General features: G+C 55.3%; 13 protein-coding genes and 1 pseudogene. 9 read left to right on the top strand and 5 right to left on the bottom strand.

Features of this window, described 5'->3' with window-relative positions; translation table 11 throughout:
* The first annotated feature begins 63 nt into the window (after nt 1-63).
* Complete coding sequence (locus PSES9_RS0108145) at nt 64-285, top strand: DUF3079 domain-containing protein (protein ID WP_029529440.1); 222 nt, start codon at nt 64-66, stop codon at nt 283-285.
* A 99-nt stretch (nt 286-384) separates the two neighbouring features.
* Here PSES9_RS0108145 and gbcA read toward each other — a convergent pair whose 3' ends face one another.
* Nucleotides 385-1677 (bottom strand): glycine-betaine demethylase subunit GbcA, encoded by a 1293-nt coding sequence (gene gbcA, locus PSES9_RS0108155; RefSeq protein ID WP_010485860.1) that lies wholly within the window; start codon nt 1675-1677, stop codon nt 385-387.
* Between the two features lie 365 nt (nt 1678-2042).
* Here gbcA and gbcB point away from each other — a divergent pair.
* Nucleotides 2043-3196, top strand: a pseudogene (gene gbcB / locus PSES9_RS23180) (glycine-betaine demethylase subunit GbcB).
* A 14-nt stretch (nt 3197-3210) separates the two neighbouring features.
* Here gbcB and PSES9_RS0108165 read toward each other — a convergent pair.
* Entirely contained in the window at nt 3211-3993 is a 783-nt protein-coding gene (locus tag PSES9_RS0108165; protein WP_010485864.1) for a 3-hydroxybutyrate dehydrogenase, read from the bottom strand.
* Between the two features lie 28 nt (nt 3994-4021).
* Nucleotides 4022-4423, bottom strand: coding sequence for a GFA family protein (locus tag PSES9_RS0108170; RefSeq protein WP_010485866.1), 402 nt, complete (start codon nt 4421-4423; stop codon nt 4022-4024).
* Between the two features lie 424 nt (nt 4424-4847).
* On the opposite strand from PSES9_RS0108170, the gene PSES9_RS0108175 reads away from it, so the two are divergent.
* From PSES9_RS0108175 to PSES9_RS0108195, 5 genes are all read left to right on the top strand, one after another.
* On the top strand, nt 4848-5363 hold the full coding sequence (locus tag PSES9_RS0108175; protein ID WP_010485868.1) for an Hcp family type VI secretion system effector: 516 nt from the start codon (nt 4848-4850) through the stop codon (nt 5361-5363).
* 152 nt (nt 5364-5515) lie between these two features.
* Entirely contained in the window at nt 5516-7564 is a 2049-nt protein-coding gene (locus PSES9_RS0108180) for a type VI secretion system Vgr family protein (protein ID WP_010485870.1), read from the top strand.
* Nucleotides 7549-8310 (top strand): DUF4123 domain-containing protein, encoded by a 762-nt coding sequence (locus PSES9_RS23185; protein WP_010485872.1) that lies wholly within the window; start codon nt 7549-7551, stop codon nt 8308-8310. Before PSES9_RS0108180 ends, PSES9_RS23185 begins: the two co-directional genes overlap by 16 nt.
* Before the next feature lie 126 nt (nt 8311-8436).
* Nucleotides 8437-11646: a hypothetical protein gene (locus PSES9_RS23190; protein ID WP_010485873.1), complete on the top strand. Its 3210-nt coding sequence runs from the start codon at nt 8437-8439 to the stop codon at nt 11644-11646.
* A complete protein-coding gene (locus tag PSES9_RS0108195) occupies nt 11643-12644 on the top strand; it encodes a tetratricopeptide repeat protein (RefSeq protein ID WP_010485875.1) in 1002 nt (333 codons plus the stop codon). The genes PSES9_RS23190 and PSES9_RS0108195 overlap by 4 nt, the downstream gene beginning before the upstream one ends.
* Nucleotides 12645-12947: 303 nt before the next feature.
* Here the strand turns inward: PSES9_RS0108195 and PSES9_RS0108200 are convergent, their stop codons facing one another.
* Both PSES9_RS0108200 and PSES9_RS0108205 read right to left on the bottom strand, forming a co-directional pair.
* Entirely contained in the window at nt 12948-13994 is a 1047-nt protein-coding gene (locus PSES9_RS0108200; RefSeq protein WP_010485877.1) for a threonine aldolase family protein, read from the bottom strand.
* A gap of 123 nt (nt 13995-14117) precedes the next feature.
* Nucleotides 14118-14975 (bottom strand): DMT family transporter, encoded by an 858-nt coding sequence (locus PSES9_RS0108205; protein WP_010485879.1) that lies wholly within the window; start codon nt 14973-14975, stop codon nt 14118-14120.
* A 526-nt stretch (nt 14976-15501) separates the two neighbouring features.
* On the opposite strand from PSES9_RS0108205, the gene glyA reads away from it, so the two are divergent.
* Nucleotides 15502-16755, top strand: coding sequence for a serine hydroxymethyltransferase (gene glyA / locus PSES9_RS0108215; RefSeq protein ID WP_010485885.1), 1254 nt, complete (start codon nt 15502-15504; stop codon nt 16753-16755).
* Nucleotides 16756-16794: 39 nt separating this feature from the next.
* Nucleotides 16795-18045, top strand: a complete 1251-nt coding sequence (locus tag PSES9_RS0108220) for a sarcosine oxidase subunit beta (protein WP_010485886.1) — start codon at nt 16795-16797, stop codon at nt 18043-18045.
* Nucleotides 18046-18048 lie beyond the last annotated feature (3 nt).

The raw sequence follows: 18048 nt of genomic DNA on the forward strand, positions 1-18048 counted from the left end.
TCAGTTTCTGCGTAAACGAGCAGGCGTAACCTGTTGCTGACTCAGTCTATTGAGCGCAGCAACATGGCCAAGAAATTTCCGTTGCACCCCAAACACCCAGAGCGAATCTGCTGGGGCTGCGACCTGTACTGCCCCTCCCGGTCTTTGGCCTGCGGTAATGGTGCCGACCGCACCATGCACCCTGCCGAGATGCTCGGCGATGACTGGTATGCCCATGGCGACTGGGGCCTAGACGCCGCCGAGATCAATGCGGCGAATGAGCAGTTGATCATTCGCCAGCACTGAGGGGCTCAGGTCTTGGGCTTGTCGCGGTGAGGCACCATTGTCGCCACTGCATATATCATCAGCGCAATCACCACGAGCAAGCTCAAGGACATACCCGGCTTACTCCGCCGACACTTGGCGCAGTTGGGCTACTGGCTGTGCGCCCAGGTTGTTGAGCATGCGCTCACTGTACCAGTCGATAAAGTTGACCACCCCGAACTCGTAGGTTTTTGAATACGGTCCAGGTTGGTAGGCGCTGGAGTTGATGCCGCGCTGGTTTTCTTCCGCCAGGCGCCGGTCCTGATTGTTGGTTGCATCCCATACCTGGGTAAGGCGCTCTGGATCGTAATCGACACCCTCGACCGCATCCTTGTGTACCAGCCATTTGGTGGTGACCACGGTTTCCTGGGCGCTAATGGGCCATACCGTGAACACGATCAGGTGATCGCCCATGCAGTGGTTCCACGAATGGGGCAGGTGCAGGATACGCATGGAACCAAGTTCCGGGTTTTGAATGCGGCCCATGAGCTTCTGGCAGCCACGCTTGCCATCCATGGTCATCGACTCGGTGCCCTTGAGCAGCGGCATGCGCACTATCCGGTTGCGCAAGCCAAAGCTGGCGTGGGCAAAGGGGATCTTCTCCGCTTCCCATTTGGCGGCCGACTCGGCCACATGGTCCTTGAACGCCTGATCGGCACGAGGATCGGTAACGTCATCCCACTCCAGCAGGCTCTTGAGTAGTTCCGGGTGCGCGCCATTGCAGTGATAGCACTCGCGGTTGTTCTCTAATACCAGTTTCCAGTTGGCTTTCTCGACCAGGGTGGTTTGCGCTGCCACCTTGGTGTTTTCCATGTCGTAGGGCTCCATGTAGTGAGCCAGGGTTTCGAGAAAGTCGTCGACCGCTGGCGGGTTCTCGGCCAACGAGATAAAGATGTATCCGCCTGCGGTCTTGCAATTGACCGGCTTGAGGCCGTACTGCTTCATGTCGAAGTCAGCGCCCATTTCGGTACCGGCGAAAATCAATCGTCCGTCGAGTTCGTAAGTCCATTGGTGATAGTGGCAGACCAGCTTGGCGACCTTGCCTTTGTCGCTGGTGCATAAGCGCGAACCACGATGGCGACAGACGTTGTGGAAGGCGTGAACCACACCTTCGGCACCCCGAATCACGATGATCGGGTTATCGCCAATCTGCAGGGTCAGGTAGTTGCCCTTGGTGGGGATTTCGCAGGTCATGCCGGCAATCAACCACTCCTTGTGGAAGATCTCCTGCATGTCGATCTGGAACAGCCGCTCGTCGTTGTAAAAGGGTTGCGGCAAAGAGAAGGTTCGCTCGCGGCTGTGCAGCATCTCGGCTGTGGCCTTGCGTGCCGGCTCAAGAGGATCGCCCAGGCTCAGGGTCGAAGTGACGTCCATCATTAGCTCCTCAATGGCGTTTTGGCCGCCGTAAAAGTGTTTTTAACTGCAAATCGCAAGGCGAACCAACTGGTCTGTTCTCGCCAGCCGAATAGCGGATTGGCTGAACCCAAAATGCGCGTTTATACGCAGGCCGTCGGTGCGGGTATTTGTGTTTCGGCTGAGGGCGAGTGTGGCTGGGGGTGCATTGTGATCCATATCCATGGGCGACACGGCCGAATCAGTTTCCGACGCGCTATCGCCCGTGGCACAGGGCAGGTCGCGATAAGTATGTGAGTGTCGCTGACAGGTAAATGGCGCTAATCCACGTTAAGCACAATCCGCCCCATCTAGGCCGATATCCGGCCGCGCGCGGAGACACGTGCATGACCACTAATGATTTTTTAAACCCGGTTACCACGCAAACCTGGAGCAACGGCCGCCACCTGGTGCGTTGCGTCAAGGTTATCCAGGAAACCTGGGATGTGCGCACCTTCTGCTTTATGGCAGACCAGCCAGTGTTGTTCTTCTTCAAGCCGGGGCTTTTTGCTTTATGGCAGCCCAGCCAGTGTTGTTCTTCTTCAAGCCGGGGCAGTTCGTCACCCTCGAGCTTGAGATCGACGGCGTGCCGATCATGCGCTCCTACACCATCTCCAGCGCGCCATCGGTGCCGTACAGTTTCTCGATCACGATCAAGCGTGTGCCGGGCGGCAAGGTGTCCAATTGGCTGCATGACAACCTGCAAGAGGGCCAGGATCTGGCCGTGCACGGGCCTGTGGGCAATTTCAACGCCATTGATTTCCCCACTGACAAGGTGCTGTTCCTCAGTGGTGGCGTGGGTATTACCCCGGTGATGTCTATGGCGCGCTGGTTCTACGACACCAACGCCAATGTCGACATGGTCTTCGTGCACAGTGCACGTTCGCCCAAGGACATCATTTACCACCGCGAGCTTGAGCACATGGCCGCGCGGATCAATAACTTCAGCTTGCACGTCATCTGCGAGAAGCATGGCTTGGGCGAAGCCTGGGCCGGTTATCGCGGTTATCTGAACCAGCCGATGCTGGAGTTGATTGCCCCGGATTATCTCGACCGGGAAATCTTCTGCTGCGGGCCGACGCCTTATATGGCGGCGGTCAAGCGCCTGTTGCAAGCCAAAGGCTATGACATGCAGCGCTACCATGAAGAAGCCTTCGGCCCAACCCCGCCAGAAGTGCGGGCCGAGGTTAAGGAGCTGGCTGCAGAAGCGGCTGACGCAGCCGAAGTGCCGGCAACCGACTTGCGTCAGGTTGAGTTTGTCCTGACCGGCAAGAGCATTCGCGTGGGGCCGGGAGAAACGGTGCACTCTGCGGCGGCACAGTTGGGGCTGCATATCCCCAAGGCTTGCGGCATGGGGATTTGCGGCACCTGCAAGGTGCTTAAAACCTCAGGCGAGGTGAACATGGAGCACAACGGCGGGATCACCGATGAAGACGTTGCCGAGGGTTATATCCTGTCGTGCTGCAGCGTGCCGCAAGGCGATGTGGCGATTGAGTTCTAGGGGCAATCGCCAGCTTATTCCATGCTCCAACCATGACTTACGGTCAATGATTGACCGGTGAGCGCATTGCTGGGGAAGGCGGCAAAGAGCAGGGCCACCCGGGCTACATCTTCCAGGCTGGTGAACTCACCATCGACGGTGTCCTTGAGCATTACATCGCTGATGACCTGCTCCTCGCTAATGCCCAGCTCCTTGGCCTGCTCGGGAATTTGCCTGTCCACCAGTGGCGTGCGCACAAAACCGGGGCAAATCACATTGGCGTGTATACCGGCCGGGCCTGCTTCTTTGGCCACGGTTTTAGCCAGCCCCAGCAAGCCATGTTTGGCCGTGACATAAGGGGCCTTGAGTTTGGAGGCTTCTTTGGAGTGAACCGAACCCATATAGATGATGCTGCCGCCACGGCCCTGGGCATACATGTGCTTGAGGCATGCCTTGGTGGTTAAAAAAGCGCCGTCGAGATGGATTGCCAGCATCTTCTTCCAATCGGCATAGCTGAGCTCCTGCACCGGTTGAATGATTTGAATGCCCGCATTGCTGACCAGGATGTCGATGCCGCCGAAAGTCTTGGCCGCCAGCTCGACCCCAGCGTTGACCTGGGCTTCATCGGTCACATCAACTTCTACCGCAAGGGTCTGGCCACGGCTGGCAGACAGTACCTGGGCTGTTTGCTGGGCTGCCTTGAAGTCGAGATCGGCTATGACCACATTGGCGCCTTCCGCAGCAAAAACTGCAGCGATTTGCTTGCCGATTCCACTCGCTGCTCCCGTGATAAAAGCGACTTTACCTTGCAGTTGCATGGTCTGGATCCTTAGGTTGTATGCTGGGCTAGCGACCCGGTTGCCACTCCGGATAGCGCGGTATTTCAGTGTCGTCAGGTGCCAGCCAGGGTTTGTCATGCGCACACCAGATATGATGTGCCGGCCTGCTGCCTGGGTCTTCGTCCAGCGTTGCCACCCGCACAATGACATGGCCTTGCGCGGGCCTCTGGGCTATCAACTGAGAGCCGCAAACCGAACAAAAGTGCCTTAGCTTGCCGGGTGATGACTCATAACTACTGAGTTTGTCTTGACCTTTTAGCCAGCGAAAATGTTCGCGCAAAACGCCCGCCGTGGTGGCAAAGGCTGCAGAATGCGCCTTGCGGCATGTATTGGAGTGGCAATGGCCGATGGGCATGTCAAGTTGCTCGACCTGATATTCAATCGCCCCCCACAAGCAACTTCCACGCATGTTTCACCTCGTACTGATGTCTGGTCTGAATCTACTTGCTCGCAGCCTTTAGCATCGGGGTTGCCGCGCAAGGTGCGCAAGTGTAGAAGTAGGGGCCTTGAGTAATTTTGCTGCTCAATCCTGGCCAGGTCGCCTAAATCTCGCTGCGCAATTTTCTGCGCATATATTTCCCGCAATCCGTTGCGGTTATCGCCAGAGTCAAGATAGCACTAGGGCTGGAGATGGCTGCGCAACAAATTGCGCAGTGGTGCGCAGGAAACTGCGCAGGTTATGCGGTTTCTTAAGCCTTGCCATGGGGTTTTGCTGGTAATTTTTTTGTAAGTTACTGTAATAAAAGAATATTTTTTTGGATGGCATGCTTGTTGTTTGTTCTTGGGCACCGGATCATTTTTTCGATCCATGACCCAAGGCAAGGAGAGCTTTCATGCCAACACCTGCGTACCTGTCCCTCGAAGGCACAAAACAAGGTTTAATCACTGCCGGCACTTTCACCGAAGACTCGGTCGGCAACATCTTCCAGGAAGGTCACGAAGACCAGATTCTGGTTCAAGGTTTTAACCACCAGGTCATCATCCCACGTGACCCACAGTCGGGCCAGCCGACTGGTCAGCGCGTACACAAGCCGCTGATGATCACCAAGGTGTTCGACAAGGCTTCGCCACTGATTTTCAATGCCTTGACTTCGGGTGAGCGCCTGAACAAGTGCCGTCTGGAGTGGTACCGCACCTCTTCGACTGGTACCCAAGAGCATTACTTCACCATCGAACTGGAAGATGCTGTAGTCGTGGACGTGCAGTCGCACATGCCGAACTGCCAAGATCCGAACATGTCGCACTTCACCCACCTGGAAGACGTGTACTTCACCTACCGCAAAATCGTCTGGACCCACGAAGTATCCGGTACTTCCGGTTCGGATGACTGGCGCACTCCAATCGCTTAATCACGGATTAAACGATTGTGTAAAAGGTTCGGCCAGATTTACTGGCCGAACCTCATTCTGAAAGGCTGTGAGCAGTTTTTTAACGCAGCAAGGGCTGGCCCCGTAATATCGAGCGCAGTAGTTTTTCAGAGATTCCAAAAGAGGAACAAAGGATGTTCGCCCCCGCCAACCAGACCCACTTCAGCCTGAATATTGAAGGCCTTGGCCACGATTTACAGGTTCTCGAATTCACCGGTCGCGAGGCGATCAGCCAGCCTTACGAATTTGAGTTAGAACTGGTCAGCGAGCGCCCGGACCTCGACCTTGAAAGTTTTTTGCATCAGCGCGCATTTCTCGCGCTGTCCCAGGCCGGCAATGGTATCCACGGCCACATCTACCGTATCGCCCAGGGCGAATCCGGCAAGCGCCTGACCCGTTATCACATCAGCTTGCGACCCCAGCTTTATTACCTGTCGCAGCGGGTCAACCAGCGCATTTTTCAGAACTTGAGCGTGGCTCAGATCATCAGCCAGGTGCTTGAAGAGCACGGCATCCAGGCCGATGCCTATCAATTCCAACTCGGCTCGATTTACCCCGAGCGCGAGTATTGCGTGCAGTACGACGAATCTGACCTGCACTTTGTCCAGCGCCTGTGCGAGGAAGAAGGTATTCACTACCACTTTCAGCACAGCGCGCAAGGCCACATGCTGGTGTTTGGCGATGACCAGGCACCTTTCCCCAAGCTGGAACCCACCGCCTACCAGCAAGACAGTGGCCTGGTTGCCGACAACCCGGTGATCAAGCGCTTTGGCGTGCGGGTGGAGACCCGCACCAGCCGGGTCACGCGCCGCGATTACGACTTCGAAAAACCGCGCATGACCCTTGAGGCCGCCGTCAAAAGCGAGTTCAAGCCCGACCTTGAAGACTACGATTACCCAGGCCGATTTATCGACCGCGAGCGCGGCAAACACCTTAGCCAGCGGGCGCTGGAGCGCCATCGTCACGACTACCAACTGGCCGAAGGCGAAGGGGATCAACACCTGCTGGTCAGTGGCCACTTCCTGGCGTTGAGCGATCACCCGCGTGCGGCATGGAATGATCTTTGGCTGCTGACTGAAGTCAAACATCAAGGCAAGCAACCGCAAGTGCTGGAAGAGTCGGTCACCAGCGATACCCAAGCCGCAGATGGCTTCCAGCAAGGCTATCGCAACCGCTTTAAGGCAACGCCTTGGACGGTGCCTTTCCGGCCCAGCCTGCAGCACCCCAAGCCACGTATTCTCGGCAGCCAGAGCGCAATCGTGACCGGCCCGGCGGGTGAAGAAATCTATTGCGATCAATACGGCCGGGTGAAGGTTGAATTCTTCTGGGACCGAGCCGACCTTGCCAGCGACAAAAGCAGCTGCTGGTTGCGCGTCTCCTCAAGCTGGGCCGGTGATGGCTACGGCGCCATCGCCATTCCGCGCATCGGCATGGAAGTGGTGGTCAGCTTCCTGGAAGGCGACCCGGATCAACCGCTGGTGACCGGCTGTTTGCACCACAAAGAAAACCCGGTGCCTTATGAGCTGCCCGCCAACAAAACCCGCAGTGTATTCAAGAGCCTCAGCTCACCGGGCGGCGGTGGCTTCAATGAATTGCGCATCGAGGACAAAAAGGGCGAAGAGCAAATCTTTGTCCATGCGCAAAAAGACTGGGACGAAAACGTCGAGCACGACCAGAAAATCCGCATCGGCAACGAGCGCAGTGACACAGTCGTGGCCAACAGCTACAGCGAATTCAAGGCCGAAGAACACCGCACCACCCGCGCGGACCGCAAGACCGATGTCCAGGCCAGCGACCACATCACCGTGGGCCAAAACCAGCACATCAAGATCGGCACCAGCCAGTTCATCAACGCTGGTAACGAAATCCACCTGTCCAGCGGCCTCAAGGTGGTGCTCGAAGCCGGCAGCGAACTGACCTTCAAAGCCTCCGGCAGCTTTATCAAATTCGACGCCAGCGGCGTCACCCTGGTCGGCCCAAGCGTCAAATCCAACAGCGGCGGCAGCGCAGGGCGAGGCACAGGCGCAGCGCCGTTGCGGCCGGGCAAGGTTAAGCCAGCGGATGCGGATGTGGCGGGTAAACCAACTATGCCGTTAGCTTTGCGAGAGGGCTTGACCCCTTTGTGTGGCAGGCTAAGTGCAACAGCCTGTAGTCGGGGGGATTGCCCATGCATGAAGGCCTGACACAATTTATAGACAGCGCGAAGGATCCATCGCAAAAGTCACCCGTAGGCAGCGACGCTAATGTTCTTTATTTTATTATCGATCAAGGGCGTCAGCCTGATGCATTAGAACGCTTATACGGCGTTGGCCAGTCCTGGAGCCCGGAGTATCTGCTGGGCAATACGGAGTACAGCCACTTGGCTGCGTCCGGCCCTCTCTGGTTTAGTGCCGAAAAAGGGACTGAGCTGACCGCGCTGGGTATGCATTTATGCAAAGAAAAGCATGCTGGAATTATTATCAGCGCAGATGATGGCCAGCGTGCTTTTGCACATGCCCAGTGGTTAATAAAGGTCAATGATGGCTCTGGTGGCCAAAGCCTGGCGAGCTATTACTTACCGAGTTTCTGGGCTGCCTTGGCTGGAGCTGTTAGTGACACACAAAGCGCGGAACTAATGGGGCCTTGGCGCAGTGTTTACAGCTCAGTGCCTGGTTATCTCGACTCCCAAAGTGATCATTGGCTGAGCTGGCATCGTGAGACGCCTGAAAGCGCTCAACTGCCAATAGAAAACCAACTGTTTAATCTGCCGCAGAAAGTTATGCCCAACTTTCGAACCTTGCGCTGGGTGTATTGGATCGATGAAATGTATCCGGCATTTGGGGCCCCAACGGAACAACAGCTTCCACAAATAATCGACAACCTTGAACTGCTGGTGCAACAAGGGATCTACCAGGGTCGTCATCTAGTGCAGCTCCCAGAACTGGTTTAAGGTAAGGCAGTGAGGGGGAAAGCCAATATCATGGCGATACTACAAAGCCGAAATGAAGCCTTTGTTAAGGTCGAACACCTCAAGGCATTGAGCGCCGCTTCCTAATCCAGCTGAATGGAATCACTCATGGACAACACTTCAAGCCCAGCGCAGACAGGGCCGTCAACCCAGCAGCAAACCCCGGGTGATACGTCCGCTCAGGCATCGTCAGATCAGGCGCCAGACACTCGCGATGTACTGCAACTTGACCCACTGCCCCAAGAACTGCCGACCTGTGAGCAAAGCTTTGATGAAGAAGCTGCGCACCCTTGTACGACGCGCTATGGCAGCATTATCTATGCCACGGACGAGAAGGCTTTCTGGCTAATTCCCGAGCGTGTCGCCTCGCTGCTTAAAGAAGCTGAGCATAAGCTCGGGCAACAAATCGCACCGACTAAAAGCCCTGATGAGCGCAAAAAAGGCTTGGATGAGAGCGGCCTGCTTGAGTACTTCATGGAGCCAGTACTGGCAAACTTCCTTGAGGGCGCTCAGAGAGACAGAATGCTGCAGATTGAGGCCGAAGAGCCTCATCTGGAAGCGCGCTATTTGCAAAAGCGTGCCTATGCGCTGATGGACCCGCGTATGCGAGCAACTCCAACTTGGGATGAGTATCAGCGACTTGATCCCCTATACCGCGAGTGGGACTCATTGCGTGATCGCGCGCTCCAGATTGCTCAAAGCCAAGGCTACACATACGAAAACGAACACCTTTTTACCCCTGAAGCCATGGAGGCGCGTAAGCGTGTAGAGACCTATCTCAAAGCTCGGGATGCACTGCTTAGCCAGGGCGATCTTCCGGTTTACAGCCTGGATGAAATTGCCAAATTGCTAGCGGAAAGAAAGTCGCGGTACGACGATGCACTTGACTGCACTGTTAACTGCCGTGCAAAGCTCGCTACCTATATGAGTTGGATCGATAGCAACGAACAGGGTATTCAGTACAGTGAGTATCTAGACGCGATTATTGCGGTTGCCGACTACGGGCTTGCATTGCCTGAATTTGCCCTGGTCGATAGCGCCGCAGGGGCAGGGCTTGATAGTGGCGTGGCTGCATTCAAACACTACTTATCGCTTGAGCAGCGCTTGTTGCAAGTCACTCAGCGCATAAGTGACAAATACAAAGCCTGGATCGAGGCCAGTGGTGAGAACACGCCAGCCCCAGCAGGTTTGGTCGAAGCAGAGAGTTTGGAGCGTAGTGCCCTGCTCACAGAAAAATTGAGCTTGAAAACGCTTGCTGAACAGAATGTGGCTAGCATGCACCCACGCCGTCATTTGATATGGCAGCCTGACGATTTCAAGCCCAAGCCGGTGGAGCGCTTGGTAAAAACCCATTTCCCCTTGCGCGAAGTCAGCTTTGCCGACGGTAAAAGTGTACTCAGCCACTTTAGCCTCAAGGACATGGGCGATAACTTCAAAGCTGATGCCGCCAAGTTACTCAAAGACTCTCCCTCGAAGTTACGCAGTTCGGTCAGTGGTGCCAATTCAGTCGCTGAAGGGGCGCGAACTGAGTTTCAAGAATGGCTTCTCAACCAGGGCGCAAAACAGTTAAAAGACCAAGCCGGTAATTGGTTCGACGACGAAGGCTGGTTCGACATCGAATTGTTTTATCAGTATTTGCAGACGCAGCATTGGCAGGTAACCATTTTGGATGATGCCGGCACCCGCGCTGAGTGGGGCGAACGTTTGCAACAAGTACTGTTCAGGCAAGATGCACGTACTGCATTACGCCTGTTTGATCAAAGCCCGCAGGCGCAGCTTATACGTTGCCTGACACCACCGCAGCCGAGCATCCATTCAGCCGCATCTGTTGCCACGCCAAACTTTACAATGGCGGAAGGCTTCCAGGCCTTTGCCAGTGCAACCTTGGATATCGACTTGGCCCGGGGCGAAGTGGAGTTGCTCAAGGTCGATATACCTGAGCGAAGCACTGCAACCGATCTCAAGCTGACATATGTCGATTATAAAGGGACTAAGCAAGAGCTGAATCTGGGGCGGTTTTCGTTCCATTGCAGCATCCTGGCCTGGGGCTACGCTGGCGCTTCACTGATGCTGGCTGGCAGCTTGCGATTTGGGCCAGATAAATCCAGCCATGATCTGTTGCTGGATCCATCCCAGCCAGGCACACGTACGCCCGGTACCATCAATAGCACCCATGTCAGCCAGCCAGTTACAAGCGGATCGGGCGACATGCGCGTCGACGATGGCGTCAAGGCGCAGTTCAATGTCTTCGCCGGAGTGCAAGCTGGTATCAAGATAACCGGTGCAGTCAATTGGGCACCGCCTGCGGCTCTGGCCGCATTGCGTAGCGCTCCACTAGCAGGAGTGGATGCAAGCACTGTGGCGCAAGACAATCAGTGGCTCAGCCTGGCGCGACTGGGCGCGAACCTGAGCATTGCGGCAGGTATAGGTGCCAAGGCCGAGTTGAGCATCTCGCTGCAAAATAACCGTTTGATCCTTACCATCAAAGCCGCCGTTATCGCCGGGCCGGGTGTGGATGGGGGATTTAGTTTTGAGGTCGGTTACCAAGCGGTTGCCGAGCTGATTAATATATTTCGCCGTGAACTGCGAGAAAATCATTACCGCCCATTAGGCTGGGTCACCAGTGACGCATTTAGCATGATGTCTATGCTCAACCTGCTGGCCGCGGTGGGTCTCGACATGAAAATGGTCTACATGATGGACATGGCTTTTTCCCTGTACGAAGCCCTCACGCAAGGAGGCAAAGGCGGGCCGATAGCTCAAAGCATCATTGAGTATGAAAACCAAGAAGAACTGAGACGGTGGTTTGTCGAGGCTATCCCAGAAGCACTGGGGCCGATGCTAATGACGCTGATTAGCCCTCCTGAGGCGTTCTCTGTAACAAATACAGTGATTATTGATGGGCAGCCCGAAAGCCGGACTCAAGATTACTCGGAGGTACAGTGCCACTTGCTTCAACAGCAGGCAATCGAGAGAGTTTTAGGGTGGATTGCAAGGCAAGCCCAGGCCGCTGGCAAGTTGGCTGAAGCCCAGCGCCAATTCGAAGAAGCCTGCACCCGTATGAATCGCTTTGGCACCAAGCCAGAAGCTTCAGGCCAGAGTTATTGTGAAAATCGCTTGGCATTAGATAATTTTATGGCTGTTGCAGTGGGTAGTATTGGTTCTCAAGCTACACAAAATAATGAAATGCTTAGCCGCTATAAGATGCATGCCATGACTTTAGGTGCCTTGAAGGATGGCTTCTGTCAACGTAGTAGTTATTATGGTCGTACATTTATACCAGCAGGTCGAGCGGAATATACTGGTCCGGCTCAATGAGTTATATAAAAGTGAGCGTTATGTTTTTAAGAAAAGCTATTTCGGTTGTTGCGTTGATGTTGACTGTTGTGAATATGTCCTACGCGAAACTTAGCCCTGAGCAGCAAGCGGCTAAAGAACGCGGAATTACACTCTACAATCAATACAAGGCTATTTCAGCCGTGCCTTTTCTAACGGAGGCCGCTGAAGCGGGTGATCGAGAATCTCAATATATACTTGGTGAAGCACTTCGTAAAAATAATCGTTATATAACCAAGGACGCAGCTAAATGGTATATTGCGGCAGCAAATCAAGGCGACTATTACGCAATGTTCAGGCTGTCGGGTGCAGACAGTGACTTGTGTTCTATTATGAAAAACTGCCCTGCCGGAACTAAGTCAGCTGGTGATTGGCTGTTACAGCTTAGAAATACAGCCCGCCCACCGGCAGAAAAAGGTAATGGCGAGGCCATGAAAGTTATGTATAACGCTACTGCAGATATAGAGTGGCTGAAAAAATCTGCCGAGGCGGGTTATGCCCCCGCTCAGTGGTGGTTGGCGAATAAATACTTCGAAGGTGAAGGTTTTTTCTTGCCATGGAACCGAAGCGCCGCTGTCAAAAAATGGGTCAAGGCCAGTGCAGAAGGAGGATTTCCAAAAGGTGTTTTAGAATATGCTGGGGTGCTTCAAAAAGATGGTGATATGGAAGGCGCCCGTTACTGGACAAAAAAAGCAGCAGAAACTGGAATAGTAGATGGTGTAATTAATTATGGTGCTTACTTGGCTCATGAACCCGATGCTATAGGTTTTCCGCTTGATCGGGTTAAAGGATATGGCCTGTTATCACTGCTTAGGGTTTTAGACGGTGGTGGTAATATTCAAGTCTATTTAGATGGTGTTATGCCTAGAATCGCCGCCAAGATGACCCCGGAAGAATTAGAGCAAGCCAAGGTATTTGCTGAGCAGTGGAAGAAGACTCACCTGCCAGTGTCGTTTTATCCTGATAAGCTAGGGTTTTGATTTTTAGCTTATTGGTCACGGCTTTAAATATCATCAAAGGAAGTATCTTTGATGATACCTATTGAGATTAAATGGGTGCAGGGTTTTCGTAGCTATGCCCTAAGTCGCTCCAATGTGCTGGCGCAGCATGTTGGGTATGCCAATTGATTTTATTGAAAGTACGGGTTGGATTGTTTTGGCCTGTAGCAGTTAACTCTATATGCCATCTGTAATGGTCAAAAACAAAACTCTAAGGACGGGAGCAACTGATCAGTTGCTCCCGTTTTGTTATTTGGTTGGCGGTTCTTGTAGTTTTCTTGTGGACTAAAATGCTGTACCCATAGCCGAGCGAATGTCGGCGGCCAGTTTGCGTACGCGTTCTTTATCGGTATCCCAGGAGCACATAAAGCGGGCGCCGCCGGCACCGATGAAGGTGTAGAAGCGCCAACCTTTGTTGCGCAGGGTTTCCAGAGCGGGTTCTGACATCTGCAGGAATACCCCGTTGGCCTGTACCGGGAACATCAGGCTGACGCCGGGCACGTCGCTGACCAATTCAGCGAGCAGGCGAGCGCAGCTATTGGCGTGTTGGGCGTAATGTAGCCAGGCATCGTTTTGCAAAATACCGACCCATGGTGCTGACAGGTAGCGCATTTTCGAGGCCAACTGGCCGGCCTGTTTGCAGCGATAGTCGAAGTCTTCGGCCAGGTCCTTGTTAAAGAACAGAATTGCTTCACCAACGGCCATGCCATTCTTGGTGCCGCCAAAGCACAATACGTCAACGCCAGCTTTCCAGGTCAGTTCTGCGGGTGAGCAGCCGAGGAATGCGCAGGCGTTGGAGAAGCGGGCGCCGTCCATGTGCAGGTTAAGGCCAAGTTCGTGGAAGGGTTTGCTGTTTGCGGGAATTTTTTCCGGGGGGGAGGCGGTACCCACTTCCGTGGCCTGGGTCAGGGTTACCACACGGGGCTTGGGGTAGTGGATGTCCTGACGCTTGAGGGCGACTTCGCGGATCGACTGTGGGGTCATCTTGCCGCTTTCGCTGCTTGCGACCAGCAGTTTCGAGCCATTGGAGAAAAACTCCGGCGCGCCGCATTCGTCGGTTTCGACGTGGGCTGTCTCGGAGCAAATCACGCTGTGGTAGCTCTGGCATAGAGCCGCCAGCGCCAGTGAGTTGGCGGCGGTTCCGTTAAAGGCAAAGAATACTTCGCAGTCAGTCTCAAACAGCTTACGAAAGTGATCGGCGGCGCGGGCGGTCCATTGATCGTCTCCGTAGGCACGGTCGTGGCCCTGGTTGGCTTCGGCCATGGCTGCCCAGGCTTCAGGGCAGATACCGGAATAGTTGTCACTGGCGAACTGTTGCGTTTGATCGGTCATATTGGGTCCTTCTGGCCGTTGCCTGAATGCCCCTCGTGAGGGCAGGCGGTATGGCCGCATTTTACGCGAGGTTGAGCCAGGAGGGGCAAGCGTCATATTGCCTTGCCCCATTGCTTGCATCGGTCAGGTTCTAGGTTGGCGAAACACCAACCCCAGCCCCAACAGGATAGCCAGCATTCCGAGCAGGCTCAGGCCAGAAAGCAGGTTGCCGAAAAACAGGTAGTCCATGATGGCCGTTACCACCGGAACCAGATAAAACAAGCTGGTGACATTGACCAGGTTTCCGGCGCTGATCAAGCGATACAGCAAGAGTTGTGCGACCACCGAAATCACCAGTCCCAGCCACAGCAACGGAATCAAAAAGCTCAAGCTGTGTTCAAAGTGCAAGGGTTGGCTCGGGGCCACTACCAGGCATAGCAACAGGCTGGTGGCATATTGCAGCGGCAGCACCTGGAAGGGTTCCTGCTGGATGCTTTTCTGTGCAATGGCACCGCAGGTGACGCAGACCAATGCGCCCAGCGCAAAAGCGATGCCGGCGAGTGAGAAGTCAGCTGCAAGCAAGCTCTGCAGTACCACCATAACCAAACCGGCCAGTGCCAGGCCCAGGCCGATAATACGACGTGCAGCAAAGCGTCTTTCCAGTACCAGCAAGGTGAGAATGGGCTGCACGCCCAGCAGGGTTGCCAGCACGCCGGGTGTGATGCCTTTGTCGAGTGCCATAAAATAGAAAACCGAATAGCCGCCGATCATGAGCAGGCCGGTGGCGGCAACCCGTTTGCGCGTGCCGCTGTCCGGCAGCAGGCGTTTGCGATAGATGCCGAGAAGTAACAGGGCACCAAAGGCGATTGCAAAACGAAGCAAGAGAAAAGCGAATGCCGAGGAGTGGTCAAGCCCCCATTTGGCGAAAATTGCCCCGCTGCTCCAGAGCAATACAAAAAGGCTTGTGGTGGCGTATGCCCCAATTGCTTGGATGATTTTCATTGGGTTGTTCCTGTCGTCAAGCCATAGGCTCCGGGCACGGGCTGATTAGCAGCAAGCGCGTCAGGTTGGAGCCAGAAAAAGTTTCGGTGTCAGGCGAGCGTTATGGCGCTGGTGGCGGGCATACGCCGCTTGGGCTTGTTGCGACAGGAGGTGGTGCGATGGCAAAAGGTAGCGGTCGCGCGAACTCAGCGGTCAGGATAACCGTGGCAACTTGAGTAAATGCATGCGCGAACGTCATCAGTGCTTCAGCCATGTTGAATGAAAGGCAGCGGGTTTGATGCCCAAGGCACCAATGCGCTGTGCCGAGACTATAACACGGGTTTTTCGCCCGGCCAGCGCCAGCAAGCAATCTTTTCGGACGTGCGGCAGGAGCTGCAGCACGCAGTGACTGATTTGCGACACGGGCATGTCGTAAACGAATTTCCCCATGACGTACATAGGCATCTGGGTGCCTGAGCCGAGTCATACCATCGCTGCAAACGGCAATACACCGAGCCCAACAATACTGTGCCGCAGGAGATCAGCGATGTTTAGCAAGCATGACCAAATTCAGGGTTACGACGACGCCTTGCTCAGCGCAATTAATGAAGAAGAGCGGCGTCAGGAGCATCACATCGAGCTGATCGCCTCGGAGAACTACACCAGCCAGCGCGTGATGGAAGCGCAAGGCAGCGGATTGACCAACAAGTACGCTGAAGGCTACCCGGGCAAGCGCTATTACGGTGGTTGCGAGTTCGTCGACAAGGTCGAGCAGCTGGCGATCGACCGCGCCAAGCAACTCTTTGGTGCTGATTACGCCAACGTGCAGCCGCACTCGGGGTCGTCCGCCAACTCGGCGGTGTATCTGGCATTGTTGCAAGCTGGCGATACCATCCTGGGCATGAGCCTTGCCCACGGTGGACACCTGACCCACGGCGCCAAAGTCAGTTCATCCGGCAAGCTGTACAACGCCGTGCAATATGGAATCGACACCAGCACCGGCTTGATTGATTACGATGAAATCGAACGGTTGGCCATGGAGCACAAGCCCAAGATGATCGTGGCTGGATTCTCGGCCTACTCGAAAACCCTGGACTTCCCACGTTTTCGCGAAATCGCCGACAAAGTGGGTGCCTACCTGTTTGTGGACATGGCCCACGTGGCTGGCTTGGTTGCCGCAGGCCTGTATCCGAATCCGCTGCCATTTGCCGACGTGGTGACCACCACCACCCACAAAACCCTGCGCGGCCCGCGTGGTGGTTTGATCCTGGCTAAAAGCAACGAAGAGATCGAGAAAAAGCTCAACGCTGCCGTATTCCCCGGCGCGCAAGGCGGCCCCTTGATGCATGTGATTGCAGCGAAGGCCGTGTGTTTCAAAGAGGCGCTGGAGCCAGGCTTCGTGGCCTACCAGGCGCAAGTCATCAGCAATGCCCAGGCCATGGCCCGGGTGTTTATCGAGCGCGGTTTTGATGTGGTTTCCGGTGGTACCGATAACCACCTTTTCCTGGTCAGCTTGATCAAGCAAGGCATCACCGGCAAAGACGCCGACGCCGCCTTGGGGCGTGCCGGTATCACGGTTAACAAAAATGCGGTGCCCAATGATCCGCAATCACCCTTTGTGACCTCGGGCTTGCGTATCGGTACGCCAGCGGTCACTACCCGTGGTTTCAAGGAGCCCCAGTGCGTGGCCTTGGCGGGTTGGATTTGCGACATCCTCGATCACCTTGGTGATGCCGATGTTGAAGCACAAGTGGCGGCATTGGCTGGCGGTCTCTGCGCGGACTATCCCGTTTACCGTTGATTGGCCGGGTTAAGTCAGGTTCAAATTTAGGAGCATCACATGCAACGATATTCTGGCTTTGGCCTGTTCAAACATGCCTTCAGTCATCATGAAAACTGGCAGCGCATGTGGCGCAACCCGACCCCCAAGCCCGTCTACGATGTGATCATCGTTGGCGGTGGCGGTCATGGCTTGGCAACCGCGTATTACCTGGCCAAGGAGTTCGGCGTGAAAAACGTCGCCGTGGTCGAGAAGGGCTGGCTGGGCGGCGGTAATACCCCCCGTAACACCACCATTGTGCGTTCCAACTACCTGTGGGATGAGTCGGCTCATCTCTATGAACACGCGATGAAGTTGTGGGAGGGCCTGTCCCAGGACCTCAACTACAACGTCATGTTCTCGCAGCGCGGCGTCTATAACCTGTGTCACACCTTGCAGGACATGCGTGACTCGGAGCGTCGTGTAAGCGCCAACCGGCTTAACGGTGTCGATGGTGAATTGCTCGATGCGCGCCAGGTCGCCGAAGAAATCCCCTACCTTGATTGCAGCAAAAACACGCGCTACCCAATCATGGGCTCGACTGTACAGCGGCGCGGCGGTGTAGCGCGTCACGATGCCGTGGCCTGGGGCTATGCGCGCGCCGCCGATGCCCTGGGCGTCGACCTGTTGCAACAGACTGAAGTGACAGGCTTTCGCAAGGAAAACGGCGTGGTGATTGGCGTTGAAACCAATCGTGGTTTCATTGGCGGCAAGCGTGTCGGCGTGGTGACTGCGGGTAACTCAGGGCACATGGCCAAGCTTGCAGGCTTTCGCCTGCCGCTGGAGTCGCACCCATTGCAGGCATTGGTTTCCGAGCCGATCAAGCCGGTGATCGACAGTGTGATCATGTCCAACGCGGTCCATGGCTACATCAGCCAGTCGGACAAAGGCGACCTGGTGATCGGCGCCGGTATCGACGGTTGGAATGGCTACGGCCAGCGCGGTTCTTACCCGACCATAGAGCATACCTTGCAAGCCATTGTCGAAATGTTCCCCGTGCTTTCGCGGGTTCGCATGAACCGCCAGTGGGGTGGCATCGTCGACACCAGCCCGGACGCCTGCCCGATTATCTCGAAAACGCCTGTGCCTAATCTGTTCTTCAACTGCGGTTGGGGCACCGGCGGCTTCAAAGCGACGCCTGGCTCGGGCCATGTGTTTGCCGCAAGCCTGGCCAAGGGTGAAATGCACCCGCTGGCCAAGCCATTTGCGATGGACCGTTTCCACACCGGCGCATTGATCGACGAGCACGGCGCTGCTGCCGTTGCTCACTAACAG

Origin of the sequence: Pseudomonas sp. S9, assembly GCF_000222125.1 — a bacterium.
Taxonomy (GTDB): domain Bacteria; phylum Pseudomonadota; class Gammaproteobacteria; order Pseudomonadales; family Pseudomonadaceae; genus Aquipseudomonas; species Aquipseudomonas segetis.